Source organism: Microbacterium sp. K2, assembly GCF_051365005.1.
Lineage (GTDB): Bacteria > Actinomycetota > Actinomycetes > Actinomycetales > Microbacteriaceae > Microbacterium > Microbacterium foliorum_B.
Genome location: NZ_JBLWII010000001.1, coordinates 804,604 through 821,400, shown reverse-complemented (window position 1 = coordinate 821,400; position 16,797 = coordinate 804,604). Strand labels below are relative to the sequence as shown.

The 16,797-nt window shown below is 67.6% G+C and carries 14 protein-coding genes; 11 read left to right on the top strand and 3 right to left on the bottom strand.

Going from position 1 to position 16,797, the window contains the following annotated elements:
* Positions 1-52: 52 nt before the first annotated feature.
* Positions 53-2,251 (top strand): helix-turn-helix transcriptional regulator, encoded by a 2,199-nt coding sequence (locus ACLKOY_RS04210; protein WP_436452557.1) that lies wholly within the window; start codon positions 53-55, stop codon positions 2,249-2,251.
* 9 nt (positions 2,252-2,260) lie between these two features.
* On the opposite strand, the gene ACLKOY_RS04205 is transcribed toward ACLKOY_RS04210, so the two are convergent.
* Positions 2,261-3,160 (bottom strand): A/G-specific adenine glycosylase, encoded by a 900-nt coding sequence (locus tag ACLKOY_RS04205; RefSeq protein ID WP_436452556.1) that lies wholly within the window; start codon positions 3,158-3,160, stop codon positions 2,261-2,263.
* Between the two features lie 107 nt (positions 3,161-3,267).
* On the opposite strand from ACLKOY_RS04205, the gene truB reads away from it, so the two are divergent.
* The 6 genes from truB (at position 3,268) to ACLKOY_RS04175 (ending at position 9,583) form a co-directional block, all read left to right on the top strand.
* Complete coding sequence (truB, locus tag ACLKOY_RS04200; RefSeq protein ID WP_436452555.1) at positions 3,268-4,161, top strand: tRNA pseudouridine(55) synthase TruB; 894 nt, start codon at positions 3,268-3,270, stop codon at positions 4,159-4,161.
* A complete protein-coding gene (locus tag ACLKOY_RS04195; protein ID WP_436452554.1) occupies positions 4,158-4,526 on the top strand; it encodes a hypothetical protein in 369 nt (122 codons plus the stop codon). Before truB ends, ACLKOY_RS04195 begins: the two co-directional genes overlap by 4 nt.
* 54 nt (positions 4,527-4,580) lie before the next feature.
* Complete coding sequence (locus tag ACLKOY_RS04190) at positions 4,581-5,027, top strand: hypothetical protein (RefSeq protein ID WP_436452553.1); 447 nt, start codon at positions 4,581-4,583, stop codon at positions 5,025-5,027.
* Entirely contained in the window at positions 5,024-5,977 is a 954-nt protein-coding gene (locus ACLKOY_RS04185) for a bifunctional riboflavin kinase/FAD synthetase (protein WP_436452552.1), read from the top strand. The genes ACLKOY_RS04190 and ACLKOY_RS04185 overlap by 4 nt, the downstream gene beginning before the upstream one ends.
* Positions 5,978-6,186: 209 nt before the next feature.
* Complete coding sequence (locus tag ACLKOY_RS04180) at positions 6,187-8,331, top strand: DEAD/DEAH box helicase (RefSeq protein WP_140036822.1); 2,145 nt, start codon at positions 6,187-6,189, stop codon at positions 8,329-8,331.
* Positions 8,332-8,554: 223 nt separating this feature from the next.
* Positions 8,555-9,583: an ATP-dependent 6-phosphofructokinase gene (locus ACLKOY_RS04175; RefSeq protein ID WP_042541814.1), complete on the top strand. Its 1,029-nt coding sequence runs from the start codon at positions 8,555-8,557 to the stop codon at positions 9,581-9,583.
* Positions 9,584-9,653: 70 nt separating this feature from the next.
* On the opposite strand, the gene ACLKOY_RS04170 is transcribed toward ACLKOY_RS04175, so the two are convergent.
* Complete coding sequence (locus tag ACLKOY_RS04170) at positions 9,654-11,753, bottom strand: S9 family peptidase (RefSeq protein ID WP_436452551.1); 2,100 nt, start codon at positions 11,751-11,753, stop codon at positions 9,654-9,656.
* Positions 11,754-11,912: 159 nt separating this feature from the next.
* Here ACLKOY_RS04170 and ACLKOY_RS04165 point away from each other — a divergent pair, with 159 nt between their 5' ends.
* Positions 11,913-13,277 (top strand): anion permease, encoded by a 1,365-nt coding sequence (locus ACLKOY_RS04165; protein WP_436452550.1) that lies wholly within the window; start codon positions 11,913-11,915, stop codon positions 13,275-13,277.
* On the top strand, positions 13,274-13,609 hold the full coding sequence (locus ACLKOY_RS04160) for a peptidase (protein ID WP_363570885.1): 336 nt from the start codon (positions 13,274-13,276) through the stop codon (positions 13,607-13,609). The genes ACLKOY_RS04165 and ACLKOY_RS04160 overlap by 4 nt, the downstream gene beginning before the upstream one ends.
* A 25-nt stretch (positions 13,610-13,634) precedes the next feature.
* Here ACLKOY_RS04160 and ACLKOY_RS04155 read toward each other — a convergent pair whose 3' ends face one another.
* Positions 13,635-14,201 carry a TetR/AcrR family transcriptional regulator gene (locus ACLKOY_RS04155; RefSeq protein WP_436452549.1) on the bottom strand — a complete coding sequence of 189 codons (567 nt, stop codon included), beginning with the start codon at positions 14,199-14,201 and terminating at the stop codon, positions 13,635-13,637.
* 79 nt (positions 14,202-14,280) lie between these two features.
* Here ACLKOY_RS04155 and ACLKOY_RS04150 point away from each other — a divergent pair, with 79 nt between their 5' ends.
* Together ACLKOY_RS04150 and ACLKOY_RS04145 are read left to right on the top strand one after the other, a co-directional pair.
* Positions 14,281-15,195: a phosphodiesterase gene (locus tag ACLKOY_RS04150; protein WP_436452548.1), complete on the top strand. Its 915-nt coding sequence runs from the start codon at positions 14,281-14,283 to the stop codon at positions 15,193-15,195.
* 93 nt (positions 15,196-15,288) lie between these two features.
* The gene (locus tag ACLKOY_RS04145; RefSeq protein WP_140036828.1) at positions 15,289-16,749 is read left to right on the top strand and encodes an aspartate ammonia-lyase; all 1,461 of its coding nucleotides are present in this window, start codon (positions 15,289-15,291) and stop codon (positions 16,747-16,749) included.
* Positions 16,750-16,797: the final 48 nt, after the last annotated feature.

The following is a 16,797-nucleotide window of genomic DNA, read 5'->3' as shown; positions in this document are numbered from 1 at the left end:
CTCGTCTGGGCATCGCGGTGTCTTGCTAACTCGGCTCCACGGGTGATCGCCCGTGGGGACTGGGGGGTTCGGCATCTTTCTTTCGCGCGCGCACGGGGCGACCTCGATCGCTCCGGCGATCGTCGAGAAGATCCTCGACGACCTTCTCGAGCATGATCTGAGCTGCGCGCCGCATGTGGCGGCGCGACTCGCGGTCGAGCTGTCTGAAGATGCGCAGACGATCCTGGCGGTCGCTGCTCGTCTCGACGCTGATCAGCGCCACGGGCTCAGGGCGCTTCCTTCGCCGTTGCCGATGGTTCCATCGGTCGAAGCCCTGTTCGCTCAGTTGGAGCTCGACGACCGAGATCGTGCGATCCTCGTCGCCGTGTCGCTGAGGCTCGACGACAGGCTCGACCCCCTGGTCGATTTCGCGGGTCGATCCGCCGCAGAACTCGCCGGCGGTCCACTCGGTTCACTGCTCGACATCCATGCGGGCCGAGTTCGGCTCGCCGATCCCCGGCTGGCGATCTGGTTGCGAGCGACGACCACGTCTTTGATGGCTGCCGCGGTGCACTCGAGGCTACACCGGCTCTTCGACGCCCGCGGCGAGAGGGTCGATGCCGACTGGCACGGTGCTCGTGCGGCGGTACACGGCGAACCGGTGACCGCCGGCGAGCTCACCCGAATCGCCAGAGACCATTCGGAGGCCGGGCTGAGCGAGCGCGCCTTCCACCTCGCGGCGGAAGCCGCCGCGCACTCGAGCGGAATCGAGCGGGATGAGGCGACGCTCGTCGCCGGTGTCGCGGCGATCGCGGCAGGCTATGCCGTCGAGGCGGCGGGCCGACTGGGGAGTCTCTTTCCCCACGGTGACGAGCTCTATCGTCTGCAGGGTCTCGGTGGGCTGCTCGTCGCCGAGGCGCATCTCCGCGGGTCCGTGCCTGAGGTCGACACGAGTGTCGTCCAGCCGCGCGTGGATGATGACGCCCACTGGTACTCGTGGGCGCGGGCTTCGGCCTTCGCTGCAATGCTGTGCGCCGAACGGGGCGACCGCCGCGGGATGCGCTCGTGGCTCGAGGCGCTCAGAAGAGCAAGCGGGCGCGTCGACGCCGACAGCGAACTTCGAGACCCGGTGGTCGCGCTCGCCTGGCTCGTGATCGGCGACGGTGAGACGGACGACGTGCGCGGCACCGGTCCGCTCTCCGGGAGCATGCTCCTGGCGCTGCGCGCGGCCGTCGATGGAGACGTCGACAGGGGTCTCCGGCTTCTCGCTGCCGGGGACTCTGCGATCGGAGTCGAGGTCGATCCGTTCGTGGCGGGATTCGAGCTCAGCCCCCTCGTCGCGGCCTATCGAGGGATCGTCGAAGTTCTGCTGCTGATGTGGCGCGGAGACATCGGCGCGGCGCGCGACCGGATGCTTCGCGCGGCGCTCGAGCTGCCCGTCGCTGTGCCGTTCGCCGGACTCGGCGTCGTGATCGCCCGTCGCCTCGACCTGGCGGTTCTCGGTCATCTCGGGCCGTTCGCGAAGGCCCTGACTGCCGCTCTTCCCGCACCCTCCCGCATCGATCAGCTCGTGGATCGGGGCATCGAGGCGTTCCTGGCGGGCAACTCGGCCGAGGCGGCGTCGTGCATGCGGCTCTGGAGAGACCGCGGCGCTCCGCAGCCCACGCTGTCTGTTCCCGGGCTCGAGGAGGCGATCGTCGTCACGCATGGCGCATCGTGGCGTCCGCACCGGATCGAGCCACCCGAGATCGCCCTCGCTCAGCGGCTGCGTGTGCAGATCACCAGCTGCTCGGACGATGAATGGCGTGTCGAGCGTCCGCTCGTCGTGGCCGCTGCGCGGACGCTGACCTCGCCATTCTCGCGCGGGAGAGTCGAGGCGATGATCGGCACCAGATCACTGATCAAAGGCGACATCGCCATCGGCAGAGAGCATCTGTCGATGGCTCGCAACCTCCTCGAGGTCTCCGGTGCGACAGCGTGGGCGAGGGCTATCGCGGCGCGTCTCGATCGGGTGGAGCTAGCAGACGGCGCCGTCGTCGCCGGAGACCCGCTCTCATCGTGCCGCCGAGTCTGGGAGTCGATGCTCACCGCTCGAGAGCTGGAGGTCGCGATGCTGGCTGTCGGAGGGGCCTCGAACCGCGACATCGCCGACTCGCTCCACGTGTCGGTGCGCACCGTGGAAGTCCATCTGGGCCGGGTCTTCGCGAAGCTCGAGGTCAGGACCCGCGTCGAGCTGACCGTGCTCGCGCATCGCATAGGGCAGTTCGTCTGATCGTCGCGGTCAGCGGGGGAGCGACAGCATCTCGCCATCGGCCTCGGCGAGGCCGTCGACGATGAGCGAGTCGATCGCACGGTCGCGCTGAAGAGGATCCGGCCACTCGGCGAGCACGGAGTCGATCAGGACCGGCGCAGGTGCAGCGGCGCGCAGGATCCGCAGCACGGCGCCTCTCGCCTGGCGGTCGGAGCCCTCGAACGCTGCCTGGCGCCTTCTGGTGTCGCCGGTGTCCGGCCGCCCGGCGGCCACCCATGCGCATATGTCGACCAGAGGGCAGATGTCGCAGCGCGGCGATCGGGCCGTGCACACGGTCGCGCCCAGCTCCATCGCTGCCGCGTTGAACATGGCGGACTCTTCGACATCCGCGGGGAGCAGCGAATCCATGAGCTCCAGATCGCGGCGAGAGGGCGGGCCCGGCTGGGCTTGGCCGAGGATCGCGCGTGCCATCACACGACGTGTGTTCGTGTCGACGACGGGGTGTCGGTCGCCGTAGGCGAAGACGGCCACGGCTCTCGCCGTGTAGTCGCCGATCCCCGAGAGCTTCAGCAGGGCGTCCACATCATTGGGAACGATGCCCCCGTGTCGTTCCGTGATCTCGACGGCGGCGCGATGCAGCCACAGTGCGCGGCGGGGATAGCCGAGGTTGGCCCATTGCTGCAGCACCTCGGAGGTCGAGGCGGCAGCCATCGCCGGGGGCGTGGGCCACCTGTCGAGCCAGGCCTCGAGGTGCGGTATCACTCGGTTCACGGGGGTCTGCTGCAGCATGAACTCGCTGACGAGCGTGCCCCAGGCGCCGAAGTCCTCGTGGAAGCGCGGGCGCCTCCAGGGCAGGTCGCGTGCTGCGTCCCGATACCAGTGCACAAGCGGCAGAGACACCTCAGCGGCGGCAGGCGATGTCGGAGGCACCTCGACAGCCTAGGCGAACCGGGATCCCATTCGATGGTCGAGGGCCGGCGCCCGCGCAGGCCAGGGGACGTGCGTCGGAGAGTTCGGACGCATCGTAGGCTTGAGAGATGGTCTCGCCCGGCATCCTCCTCGTCGACAAACCAGCTGGACTGACCAGCCACGACGTCGTCGCACGCACCAGACGCGCGCTCGGCACGCGCAAGGTCGGGCACGCGGGAACCCTCGACCCGATGGCCACCGGTCTGCTCGTGATCGGCGTCGAAGGTGCGACTCGACTGCTCACCTACATCGTCGGAGCCGACAAGACCTACGAGGCCACGATCCGGCTCGGACAGACGACGGACACGGATGACGCGGACGGTGAGATCCTCACGCGGGCCGCAGCCGCGACATGGGATTCGGTGACCCCCGAGCGCGTGTCAGCCGGGATCGGAGCGCTCACCGGTGCGATCTCGCAGGTGCCGAGTTCGGTGTCTGCCATCAAGGTCGACGGTCGTCGCGCGTACGACCGCGTGCGCGCAGGGGAAGAGGTCGTGCTGGCCGCACGTGATGTCACGGTCTCGCGGTTCGAGGTCATCGCCGAGCGGTCCGGTGAGGGGTTCCTCGATCTCGACGTCGTCGTCGACTGCTCCTCCGGCACCTACATCCGCTCGCTCGCTCGTGACCTGGGTGCCGGTCTCGGGGTGGGCGGGCATCTCACGGCGCTGCGGCGCTCGCGCGTCGGCGACTTCGATGTCGCGGATGCAGTGACGGTCGACGATGTCGTCGAGGAGGCGCTGCTGACCCCGGCCGCCGCGGCAGCGAGGGTTCTCGATCCGTTGTCGGTGTCGACCGAGGAGGCGAGAGACCTGCGTCACGGCAAGAGGCTCACGGGACGGGCCGATCGACTGACAGGAGCTCTGGCGGCCGCGATCGACCCGAACGGCGTCTTCGTCGGTGTCGTCGAGAGACGCGGCGCTGATCTCAAGAGCGCCATGAACATGCCGGAGGCTGCCGGATGATCCTCTGGCTGACCATCGCCCAGGTGGCGGTCGCGACCATGGTGGGCGTGTTCTGCGTCTCGCTCGGTCTTGCCGGCCGGCGTCCGAGCGATTACACCGTCGGAGCGCTCGCCCTCGTCGAGCTGCTCCTCGTCGTCCAGGTGGTGGTCGCGATCGTGGCGCCCCTGGTAGGAAACCCTCCGACGGGCGACCTGCTCGAGTACTGGGTCTATCTCGTCTCGGCGGTACTGCTGCCTGTGGGTGCCGTGCTGTGGGCGCTGATGGAGAGGAGCCGTTGGAGCACCGTGATCCTCGGTGTGGCCGCTCTCGCCGTCGCGATCATGGTGTGGCGCATGCACGTCATCTGGACCATCCAGGTGGCCTGAGCCGGTCGGGATCGCATCCGAGTCTTCCCGCCCGGATCTAGAATGGAGGACGCTATGAGCACCACCGTTCCCACCTCCCGCATGAGCGGCATCGGCCGTGTCCTCGTGATCGTCTATGCCGTGATGGCGCTGGCGGCGACCGGTCGAAGCTTCGTGCAGATCTTCCGACAGTTCGACGAGGCGCCTCTCGCCTACTCCCTGTCAGCACTCGCGGCTGTCGTGTACATCCTGGCCACTCTGGCACTGGTTCTCGCGAGTCGACGCGGCTGGTACGCGGTGGCCTGGGTGGCGATCGTCTTCGAGCTCGCCGGAGTCCTGGTGGTCGGTGCGCTGAGCATCTTCTTCCCCGAGCTGTTCCCGCACGACACCGTCTGGTCGATGTTCGGGCGAGGGTACCTGTTCATCCCGCTCGTGCTGCCGGTCTTCGGCATCTGGTGGCTGCGCACCCACGGGCCGATCCGCGAAGCTCAGCCTGCTCTCCATGCCGAGGCCAACGCATGATCGTCTTCCGCGACCCGAGCGAGGTGCCGGACGGCTTCGGCCCCTCGGCCGTGGCGATCGGCAAGTTCGACGGCGTCCACGCTGGTCATCGAGCGGTGATCCGTCGCCTGAAGGAGATCGCGGCGCAGTCGGGAGTCCGTGCCGTCGCCGTCACGTTCGACCGCAACCCGCTCGCTGTGCTCCGGCCGGATCGCTGCCCCGAGAACGTGGTCACGGTCGAGCGCAAACTGGAGCTGCTGGGCGAACTCGAGCTCGACGCCACCCTGCTTCTGACCTTCGACGCAGAACTCGCGGCGCGCAGCGCCGAGGACTTCGTGGCCAGCATCCTGACCGGTGCACTGCACGTGTCCACCGTCCTCGTGGGCCGGGATTTCCGGTTCGGTCGGGGCGGAGCAGGAGACCCCGAGCTGCTCAGAGAACTCGGGCCGAGGTATGGATTCACGGTCGAGGTCGTCGACGACGTGTTCCTCGACGGGTCCGACCGTCGCGTCTCTTCCACCTGGATCCGTGAATTGCTGATGGCCGGCGACGTCACCGCTGCCGCTCGCGTGCTCGACCGCAACGTCGACGTGCGCGGCGAGGTCGTGCACGGACTCAAGCGCGGGCGGGAACTCGGTTTCCCCACAGCGAATCTTTCGGCCTCCGTCGACTCGTTCGTCCCCGCCGACGGTGTGTACGCCGGATGGCTCGTCGACCATGAGACGGGACTCAGGCATCGGGCAGCCATCTCGGTGGGCACCAACCCCACTTTCGACGACGTGCTCGAGCGCCAGGTCGAGGCGCACGTGATCGGCGAGACCGATCTCGACCTGTACGGTCACGATGTGACCGTCGAGTTCGTCGAGCGTCTGCGTGGCATGGTCGCGTTCGAGGGGATCGAGAAGCTGAAGGCGCAGATGGCCTCCGACGTGACGGATGCCGAGAGCGTGCTGTCGCGCCGCTCCAGCTGAACACCGCTCGAACTCTGCGTGTCCTGATCTGCGTCGCTCAGGTCGCATGGCATAGAATGAGTCTCGGTGGTCCTTGAACCTCGCGCGTCATTCGCTCGTAGACGATCACCGGAAATACTGTTCGTACGGTCCTGGCTCACGCCACACGCGGACACCGAGAACGGCCGACGCATCCCACGGATGCTCCGGCCTTCACGCTCAGGAGGAGCATGCCGACCACGGCAACCGCCGCAACACGGCGCAAGAAGACGTCTCGTCGCGATGACGAGGCACCCCTCATCCCGATCCTCGCCCGCAAGGTGCGTGAGATCGAGGCGAAGTCGCAGCGAGGGAAGCTCGGGCCCACCAACCGGGTCAAGTTCCAGGTCATCGCGTTCCTGGTGCGCGAAGAGCGCGCGAGAGTCAAGGCCGATCCGGAGATCGCCGACGCCGCCCGTGCCGAGCTGCTCAAGCGGCTCGACGGCGTGGCCACTATCCTGGCGAAGACTGCGGCACGCGACACCTCGCTGATCCAGCTTCTCGAGGCCGATCAGGCGACCTCGCCGGTCGCGAAGCGCATGCGACGCGACTGGCTGCTCGAGTCCGGAGCCGAACTGGCACCGGAGGAGCTCATCATCGCCGACGTGGCGCCCGTCCAGACGCCGGTGGTGTCGGCCGGGATCGCAGAGCGCCAGGTGACGCCGCCGTCTGTCGAGGCGCGCCAGCTGGCGAACCCGTTCCTCGCTCCGGATCTCACCCCGCGCGCGACCACGACCCCGCGTCGACGCCTGGACGGATGGGAGCTCATGGGCCCCCTGTACAAGGCGTTCGAGACGGGAGCCGGGGGAGGGGCCGCGAGCATGGACCTGCCGCCGGCCCCTGAGTACGACCACCTCTCGCCCAAGGGGCTCGAGGTCATGGTGCACCAGTCGCGCTTCCTCGAAGCGGTGCGCGAAGGACACCGGAGCTTCCTGCTCGCCGATGAGCCGGGCCTGGGCAAGACCGCGCAGTCCGTGCTGGCCGCGTCCGTCGCCGGCGCCTATCCGCTGCTCGTCGTCGTGCCCAACGTCGTCAAGATGAACTGGGCGCGAGAGGTCGAGCGGTGGACTCCGCAGCGCAGGGCGACGGTGATCCAGGGCGATGGCGCCGACATCGACGCCTTCGCCGATGTGTTCATCGTGAACTACGAGATCCTCGACCGCCATATGTCGTGGCTCGCGTCGATCGGCCTTCGGGGCATGGTCGTCGACGAGGCGCACTTCATCAAGAACCTCAGCTCTCAGCGTTCGCAGAACGTGCTGTCACTCGCGAACCGCGTGCGCGAGCGCACCCCCGGTGGCAAGCCCCTGATGCTCGCGCTCACGGGCACACCGCTGATCAACGACGTCGAGGACTTCGACGCGATCTGGCGCTTCCTCGGCTGGACCACGGGCGAGAAGCCGGGGCCGGAGCTGATGGAGAAGCTCGACGCGACAGGGTTCACGCCCGCCGACAAGGCGTTCTACCCGGAGGCTCGCGAAGCGGTGATCTCGATGGGGATCGTCCGGCGCAAGAAGAAGGACGTCGCAGCAGATCTGCCCGACAAGCTCATCGCCGACCTGCCCGTGCAGCTGGATGATGAGTTCGGCCGCGGAATCCGTCAGGCCGAGCGCGAGCTGGGCGAGCGGCTCGCCGCCCGATACCGGCGGATCATCGAGGCGCGGGGCGACCGCGGACTCGCACCGGGCGAGATCGATCAGGACATCGTGCGTCTGGTCGCTCAGAACGAGCTCGAGGAATCGAAGGCCGCGGGCACCGGCGGAGACAACGTCTTCACCATGGTGCGCCGAATCGGACAGGCGAAAGCACACCTGGCGGCCGACTACGCCGCTCAGCTGCAGCGGTCGGTGGGCAAGGTCGTGTTCTTCGCGAAGCACATCGACGTGATGGATCAGGCAGAGGCGCACTTCGCCGCTGCCGGCATCCGGTCGGTCTCGATCCGCGGCGACCAGACCTCGACCGTCCGCCAGCAGGCGATCGACGACTTCAACGGTGACCCCGCCGTGGGTATCGCGGTGTGCTCGCTGACCGCGGCCGGCGTCGGTCTGAACCTCCAGGCTGCCTCGAACGTGGTCCTGGCGGAGCTGTCGTGGACAGCCGCCGAGCAGACGCAGGCGATCGACCGCGTGCACCGCATCGGTCAGGATGAGCCGGTGACGGCCTGGCGGATCATCGCGGCACACACGATCGATGCGAAGATCGCAGAGCTCATCGACCAGAAGCAGGGTCTCGCAGCGCGAGCGCTCGACGGCGAAGCCCTCGATGAGGCGGCCGCCGAGCCGGTGCAGCTGGGTGCCCTCATGCACCTGCTCCGGGAGGCGCTCGGGGCCGCGTGACACGCGCTCATTGCTAGGGAGATCGGCGTTAAGAACCTCGGTTCTTGACGCCGATTTCTCATGTCGGCTGGGTCGGTCGCTCATATCTCGCGAATCGTCTCGATTCGCCGGCAAGATCCCCGGTTTTCATCGTCCCGAATGGCGCCCGGTCGGGTCGGAGCGCTAGTGTCGATCGCAGGCACCGTCGCCTGTTCCCCCTTCCCCTGAACCGTCTGAGGCAAGCATGAAGATCGGCATTCTGACGAGCGGCGGCGACTGCCCCGGACTCAACGCGGTCATCCGCGGCATCGTGCTCAAGGGCACCACCACTTACGACCTCGAGTTCGTCGGCATTCGCGACGGATGGCGAGGCGTGGTCGACGGCGACTTCTTCCCCCTCACCCGTCACGAGGTGAAGGGTCTGTCGAAGGTCGGCGGCACGATCCTGGGCACCAGTCGCACCAACCCCTACGAGGGTGAGCGCGGTGGCGCCGAGAACATCGCCAAGACGCTGTACGGGCACAAGATCGACGGCATCATCGCGATCGGCGGCGAGGGCACCCTCGCAGCAGCCGACCGCCTCGCCAAAGACGGCATCAACGTCATCGGTGTGCCGAAGACGATCGACAACGACCTCCGCGCGACGGACTACTCCTTCGGCTTCGACACGGCCGTCAACATCGCGACGGACGCGATGGACCGCCTGCGCACCACAGGAGACTCCCACCAGCGCTGCATGGTGGCCGAGGTGATGGGCCGTCACGTCGGCTGGATCGCTCTGCATGCGGGCATGGCAGCGGGCGCGCACGCGATCTGCATCCCCGAGGTGCCGATGTCGATCGACGACATCACCGCACTCGTCTCCAGCGCGCATGACCGCGGTCGTGCGCCACTCGTCGTCGTCTCCGAGGGGTTCAAGCTGCTCGGGATGGATGAGGCTTACAGCGACAAGGGCCTCGACGCCTTCAATCGGCCTCGTCTCGGCGGCATCGGCGATCAGCTCGCTCCCGCGATCGAGCGGATCACGGGCATCGAGACGCGCGCGACGATCCTCGGGCACATCCAGCGCGGTGGATCCCCATCCGCGTTCGACCGAGTGCTCGCCACCCGCCTCGGACTCCACGCGGCTGACGCGATCGTCGAGAAGGCCTGGGGCCAGATGGTCGCGATGCAGGGCACCGATATCGTCCGTGTGCCGTTCGCAGAGGCGCTGGGAGAGCTGAACACGGTTCCCCGCAGCCGCTACGACGAGGCCGCGGCGCTCTTCGGCTGACACCGGAACGGGCGGATGCCGTCGGCGTCCGCCCGTTCTCGGGACGCCTGAGCGCACCGGGCGAGCCTGGTCACTCGGAGGCGAGACCCACCGTGTCGAGGATCCAGGCGAGCTCGAAAGCGCGCTCCTTCCACGAGTTGTAGCGACCGCTGACACCGCCGTGACCGGCGACCATCTCGCACTTGAGCAGAGCGTCGGTCGCACCCGCGACACGCAGGGCGGCGATCCACTTCGCGGGCTCGACATAGAGGACTCTCGTGTCGTTGAGCGAGGTCACCGCGAGGATCCGCGGATAGTCCACCCCGTCACGGACGTTCTCGTACGGTGAGTACGACTTCATGTACTCGTAGACGTCGGCGCCGTGCAGCGGGTCGCCCCACTCGTCCCACTCGATCACCGTCAGGGGGAGCGAGGGATCGAGGATCGTCGTGAGTGCGTCGACGAAGGGCACTGCCGCCAGCACCCCTGCGAAGAGCTCGGGAGCGAGGTTCGTCACAGCTCCCATGAGCAGTCCGCCGGCGCTTCCCCCCTCGGCGACGAGGCGATCAGGAGACGTGACGCCCTGCTCGATGAGGTGCTCCGCACACGCGACGAAGTCCGTGAAGGTGTTCCGCTTGTTCAGCAGCTTGCCGTCCTCGTACCATTGCCGGCCCATCTCACCGCCGCCGCGGACGTGCGCGACGGCGAAGACGATCCCTCGGTCGAGCTCTGAGAGCCGCGCGACCGAGAAGCCGGGATCGATCGAGTGCTCGTACGACCCGTAGCCGTAGAGGTGCACCGGTCGCACCTCGGAGCCCGGCTCGCCGAAATCGCGCCTCCAGACGAGCGAGATCGGCACCCGGGTGCCGTCGGATGCCGTGGCCCACTCGCGCTTCTGGCCGTAGTCGAGGGGGTCGTACCCGCCGAGCACGGTGACCTGCTTGCGCAGGTGGAGCTCGCGGGTCGCCAGGTCGAGCTCGTAGACGGTCCCCGGGGTCACGAAGGAGGTGTAGCCGAGTCGGAGGAAGGGCGAGTGCCACTCCGGGTTGCCGCTGACGCCCGCCGAATACAGGGGCTCGTCGAAGGCGATGTCGTCCACCGCGTCCGTCGCATAGTCGAGCAGCCCGACACGCTCGAGCCCCTCGCGCCGATACTCCACAGTCGCGAAGTCGCGGAACGCATCCATCCCGAGCAACCGGCGTCCCGGCTCATGAGCGAGCACCACACGACGTTCTCCCCGCGGATCGGATGCCGGGACCGACACGAGCTCGAAGTCCAGAGCATCGTCGTTGTGCAGGATGTACAGGCGGTCCTCGCCGTCGACCACGGCGTGCTCGAGCGAGTACTCGACGCCCTCGCGACGGGGCCAGACGACCCGAGGCGCGGCGGTCAGGTCGCCCGCGAGATCGACGAGGTACTCCTCGCTGGTGATGCTCGATCCGACGGCGATCACGAGGTACTTGCGGCTGCGGGTGATGCCGGCGCCGAGCCAGTACTTCTCGTCGGGTTCGTGGAAGAGCTTCACGTCGTCAGTGACCGGGGTGCCCAGGCGATGCAGCCAGAGCGTGTCAGGACGCCATGCGTCATCACGTGTGGTGTAGAGGATCCCGGTGCCGTCGGGCGTGAAGAACGCCCCACCCGTGTCGGGGATCTCATCGGCGAGGGTCTCGCCCGTGACGAGGTCGCGCACGTGTACCGTGTAGAGCTCATCGCCCTCGAAATCCGTCGCCCACAGGAGCTTCGTCGCATCGTCAGAGGTGTCGAATGCGCCGAGGGAGAAGAACTCGTGCCCCTCGGCTTCGACGTTGCCGTCGAGCAGCACGGTCTCGCCCGGCACCGTCACGCCCGGCTCCAGCACCGGGGGAGTCCAGTCGTCTTCGGCTGCGGCGGTCCGGCAGTGGATGCCGTACTGCGCGCCCTCCTCGGTGCGGCTGTAGTACCACCAGTTCCCGCGACGCGTGGGCACGGAGAGGTCGGTCTCCTGCACGCGGCCCTTGATCTCCTGGAACAGCGTCTCGCGCAGATCCGCCAGGTGGGAGAGCTCGTCCTCGGTGTGGGCGTTCTCGGCCTCGAGGTGTGCGATCACCTCGGGGGAGTCCTTCTCACGGAGCCACTCATAGGGATCATCGAATGTGTCGCCGTGGTGCGTGCGGAGGGTCGAGCGGCGGTCTGCGATCGGGGCATCAGTCACGAGTTCCACGCTAGCCCAGGTCGAGTTGACCGGTACCCGGGAGGGTGGGAGGATCTACCGGGGCCGGTTAACGGAAGTAAAACCCACGGTGAACTCTTCGTTCATCACGTCGATCCCGTCGACACCTCTCCTTTCTTCCTCAACGACCGAAAGCGAACGGTGGAAACCGCAGCCCTCATCGTCGTGCTCGTCATCGCACTGGCACTCTTCTTCGACTTCACCAACGGGTTTCACGACACGGCCAACGCGATGGCCACCCCCATCGCGACAGGCGCACTCAAGCCCAAGACAGCCGTCCTTCTCGCAGCGGTGCTGAACCTCGTCGGTGCGTTCCTCTCGACCGAGGTCTCCAAGACCGTGTCGCACGGCATCATCCGCGAGGACACCATCCAGGGCGATGTGTTCCTCCCGATGATCTTCGCGGGTCTCATCGGCGCGATCACCTGGAACATGCTGACCTGGCTGCTGGGTCTGCCTTCGAGCTCGTCCCACGCGCTCTTCGGCGGCCTCATCGGTGCCACGCTGGTCGGGGTCGGGGTCGGCGGCATCGACTTCGGCATGGTGCTGTCGAAGATCATCCTCCCGGCGCTCATCGCCCCGCTGACGGCCGGCATCATCGCGTTCGCCGCGACGAAGCTCGCCTACTCGATCACCCGGCGCTACGACGGCAAGCCTGACGGACGAGACGGCTTCCGCTGGGGCCAGATCTTCACGTCGTCGCTGGTGGCGCTCGCGCACGGCACGAACGACGCGCAGAAGACGATGGGCGTGATCACCCTCGCGCTCATCACGGTCGGCTGGCAGAACAGCGAGCAGGCGGACCCGTACCTCTGGGTCATCATCGCCTGCGCGGTCACGATCGCCCTCGGCACGTATCTTGGCGGGTGGCGGATCATCCGCACGCTGGGCAAGGGCCTGACCGAGGTCAAGCCCGCACAGGGCTTCTCGGCGGAGAGCTCGACGGCTGCGACGATCCTCGCCTCCAGTGCCTTCGGCTTCGCGCTCTCGACCACCCAGGTCGCATCGGGATCCGTCATTGGCTCGGGCCTCGGTCGCCGCGGATCGACGGTTCGCTGGCGGACCGCCGGTCGAATCGCCATCGGCTGGCTCCTGACGCTTCCGGCTGCGGGTGCTGTCGGTGCTCTCGCAGCCCTGCTGATCACGTGGCTCGGGCTCTGGGGCATCGCGATCGACACCGTCCTTGCGCTCGCCGTGATCATCGGCCTGTTCCTCCGTTCCCGCAAGGATGCCGTCACTCATGCGAACGCGATGAGTGACGTGGCCGAGTCGGGGCTCGCGATCGAGCACCCCGACACGACGCCGCCGACGCGCCGGCAGCAGCGGATCATCGAGGCCAAGGCCGAGGCGAAGGCCCGCGCAGAGGCGCGCGAGAAGGCCAAGGCCAAGGCCAGGGCCGACGCGAAGGCGAAGGCTGCGGCGAAGGCGGCGAAGAAGGCACCGGAGACCGGCGTCGCGACGAAGGTCGACAACCCGGAGAAGGCGAAGAGCGAGGAGTCGAAGTGAGTGTCGCCATCGAGTGGGATGCATTCCTCCAGGTGTTCCTCGCGGCGCTGCTCGGCGCCTGTGCCGTCGTGACCTTCTATGCGTTCGGGCTTCGGTTGCTGGTCCGCAGCGGACATGCGCCGGTCGTGAGTCCGGCGGAGTTCACCGACGCCATCACCGTGGTCTCTGAGAAGGAGCTCAAGAGGGCGGCGAAGCAGGCCGCCAAGGCGGCGAAGAAGAGTCCACTCACCGAGGGGCAGCGACGTATCGCGCTGTACGGCGCCTACGGGTGCTTCGCGCTGTGCGCGGTGGCCGTGGTGATCGGCATCCTGATCATCGTCGTCGGTCACTGACCGCCGAGTCCGGCGCCCTCCGGACTCAGCGCAGGAGGCCGGCTACGAGGTCGTCGACGATCTCGTCGGTCGACGTGTCGGGGTCGATCGGAGATGTCAGCCGATCGAGCAGAAGCCCGTCGATCGCGTAGTGGAACAGCGCGATCTCGCGTCGGCCGCCCGGAAGGCCCGCTGCCGAGTTGAACGCGACATCCGCATCGAACCCGGCTCGCTGCCACGCGCCCAGCAGTGCGGCGACCTCGGGCCGTCGGCTGCTCTCGAGCCTCAGCTCGAACAGCGCCAGTGTGACATCTCGGTCGTCGGTGAGGCGACGCACGATGTCTCTGACGTAGTCGGCGAAGAGCTCCCTGCTCGGCTGCTCGGCTGATCGGCGCGCGAGGTCGTCGTCGCTGGGGGCGAGACGTTCGCCGATGCGCTCGACGAGACCCTCGATGAGCGCATCGCGGCTGCGGAAGTAGTTCGACGTCGTGCCCACCGGCACACCGGCCACGAGATCGACGGCGCGGTGCGTGAGCCCGCGCGAACCGTCCGTCGCCAGGACAGTCAGCCCTGCATCCGCGATGCTCCGTCGCCTCGTCTCGTTCTTCGCCATCCGAGCACCCTATCGCGACTACTACATCTGCCGTGGAGCCGTCATCGTCCGATGTCGCCGTGCGGCCTAGGCTGAGTTCATGCCAGCGCCTTCCGACAGCGAGTTCGTCTTCGGCCGCCACGAGCCCGCGAGCCACGTCATCATCCACGTGAGCGACCCGCACTTCCTGGCGGACGGCGTGCCGCTCGGAGGACGCTACGACGTCGAGGAGAACTTCGCCCGTACTCTCGAGGCGATCAGGGCCGTGCATCCGCACCCGGCGGCGATCGTGATCACCGGCGATCTGGCGGATCTGGGGGAGCCGGATGCGTACAGGCGACTCCGTCTCGCAGTGGAGCCCGTCGCCGAGGAGCTGGGGACGGTCGTCGTATGGGTCGCGGGCAACCACGATGAGCGCCCGGCTCTCCGAGAGGGGCTGCTCGACCTGCCCCCGACCGAGGAGCCGGTGACGGGAGTGTGGGACCTCGACGGTCTCAGGCTGGTCGCGCTCGACACGAGCGTGCCGGGGTGGCACCACGGTGACCTGGATGCGGGTCAGCTCTCGTGGTTGGCAGAGGTCCTGAGCGAGCCGGCGCCGCACGGCACTCTGCTCGCGATGCACCACCCTCCGCTGCCGAGCCACCTGCCGCTCTTCGACATCCTCGAGCTGCGGCACCAGGATGAACTGGCGGCGGTCATCCGCGACACCGACGTGCGCGGCATCCTCGCGGGTCACCTGCACTACTCGTCGCACGGCACCTTCGCCGGCGTGCCTGTCAGTGTCTCTTCGGCGACCTGCTACACGATGAACGTCGCGCGCCCCGCCGCCGATGTGAACGGGATGGACGCCGCGCAGGCCTTCCAGATCGTGCATGTGCGTCCTGACACGATCACGCACACCGTGGTGCCCGTGACGGACGCGCCGACCGGTGACCATTTCTCCATGGCATGGCTTGAGAAGATGGCGGGGCTCACCCCCGACGAGCGCCTCGAGGCGTTCTCGCGCAAACGCTGAACCGCCGTCGTATCCCTGGCGGCGCATGCACGCAGGCGTAGACTGGGAGCATCCCCCGCACCACACACTCGCCACTACCCACAAGGATGTGACATGGCTTCTGCCGCGCCTGCCCCCACCCGCACCGAGACCGACTCTCTCGGGAGCATGGAGATTCCCGCCGACGCGTACTGGGGGATCCACACTGCCCGCGCCGACGCGAACTTCCCGATCACGAAGCGTCCGATCTCGGTCTATCCCGACCTCGTCGTCGCGCTCGCGATGGTCAAGCAGGCCAGCGCCAGGGCGAACCGCGAGATCGGGGTCCTCGACCCCGAACGCGCCGATCTGATCGACCGAGCCGCTCAGCGTGTCATCGACGGAGAGTTCCACGACCAGTTCACCGTCGGTGTGATCCAGGGCGGCGCCGGCACCTCGACGAACATGAACGCCAACGAGGTCATCACCAACATCGCCCTCGAGCTCGCCGGGCGCGAGAAGGGCGACTACGCGTTCCTCTCGCCGATCGACCACACGAACCGCAGTCAGTCCACCAACGACGTCTACCCGACCGCCGTCAAGATCGGTCTGTCGCTGACGCTCCGGTCACTGCTCGAAGAGCTCGATCTGCTGCGCATCTCGTTCCTGCACAAGTCGCATGAGTTCCACGACGTGCTCAAGGTCGGACGCACGCAGCTGCAGGACGCCGTGCCGATGACTCTGGGCCAGGAGTTCCACGGCTTCGCCTCGACCCTCGGCTACGACCACACGCGCCTGACCGAGAACGCGTCGCTGATGTTCGAGATCAACATGGGCGCCACGGCCATCGGCACCGGCATCACGACCCACGTCGATTACGCGCCCGCGGTGCTGAAGCACCTGCGCGAGATCACCGAGCTCGATCTCGTCACCTCCGCCGACCTCGTCGAGGCGACCAGCGACACCGGCTCGTTCATGTCCTTCTCGTCGACGCTGAAGCGCAATGCGATGAAGCTGTCGAAGATCTGCAACGATCTGCGACTGCTGTCGTCCGGACCGCAGGCGGGCTTCGGCGAGATCAACCTGCCTGCCATGCAGGCGGGTTCCAGCATCATGCCGGGCAAGGTGAACCCGGTGATCCCGGAGGTCGTCAACCAGGTGGCGTTCGCGGTCGCCGGTGCGGACATGACAGTGACGATGGCGGCCGAGGCGGGGCAGCTTCAGCTCAACGCCTTCGAGCCCGTGATCGCTCACTCGATCTTCCAGTCGATCACCTGGATGCGCCAGGCGATGTGGACGCTGCGTGTCAACTGCGTCGATGGCATCACTGCGAACCGCGACCGTCTCGGAGCCATGGTCGGCGCCTCGGTCGGCGTCATCACCGCCCTCACGCCGTTCATCGGGTACGCCGCCGCGGCCGCTCTGGCCAAGACCGCTCTCCTGACCAACCGGAATGTGGCCGACCTGGTCGTCGAGGCCGGATTGATGTCGCGTGAAGAGGTCATCAAGCAGCTGTCGCCCGCGCGTCTGTCCGGACTCGAGGCGATCACCGCTGCGATTCCGGTGATCTCGGCCGAGGATCTCATCGAGATCTGACCACGCAGAAGGGCCCCGGCGCATGATGCCGGGGCCCTTCTCGTATCC

Bases quoted from the DNA above. Each gene is read 5' to 3' on its own strand.
- truB (WP_436452555.1), top strand. From the start codon at position 3,268: ATGGTCTCGCCCGGCATCCTCCTCGTCGACAAACCAGCTGGACTGACC.
- ACLKOY_RS04195 (WP_436452554.1), top strand. From the start codon at position 4,158: ATGATCCTCTGGCTGACCATCGCCCAGGTGGCGGTCGCGACCATGGTG.
- ACLKOY_RS04190 (WP_436452553.1), top strand. From the start codon at position 4,581: ATGAGCACCACCGTTCCCACCTCCCGCATGAGCGGCATCGGCCGTGTC.
- ACLKOY_RS04185 (WP_436452552.1), top strand. From the start codon at position 5,024: ATGATCGTCTTCCGCGACCCGAGCGAGGTGCCGGACGGCTTCGGCCCC.
- ACLKOY_RS04180 (WP_140036822.1), top strand. From the start codon at position 6,187: ATGCCGACCACGGCAACCGCCGCAACACGGCGCAAGAAGACGTCTCGT.
- ACLKOY_RS04175 (WP_042541814.1), top strand. From the start codon at position 8,555: ATGAAGATCGGCATTCTGACGAGCGGCGGCGACTGCCCCGGACTCAAC.
- ACLKOY_RS04155 (WP_436452549.1), bottom strand. From the start codon at position 14,201: ATGGCGAAGAACGAGACGAGGCGACGGAGCATCGCGGATGCAGGGCTG.
- ACLKOY_RS04150 (WP_436452548.1), top strand. From the start codon at position 14,281: ATGCCAGCGCCTTCCGACAGCGAGTTCGTCTTCGGCCGCCACGAGCCC.
- ACLKOY_RS04145 (WP_140036828.1), top strand. From the start codon at position 15,289: ATGGCTTCTGCCGCGCCTGCCCCCACCCGCACCGAGACCGACTCTCTC.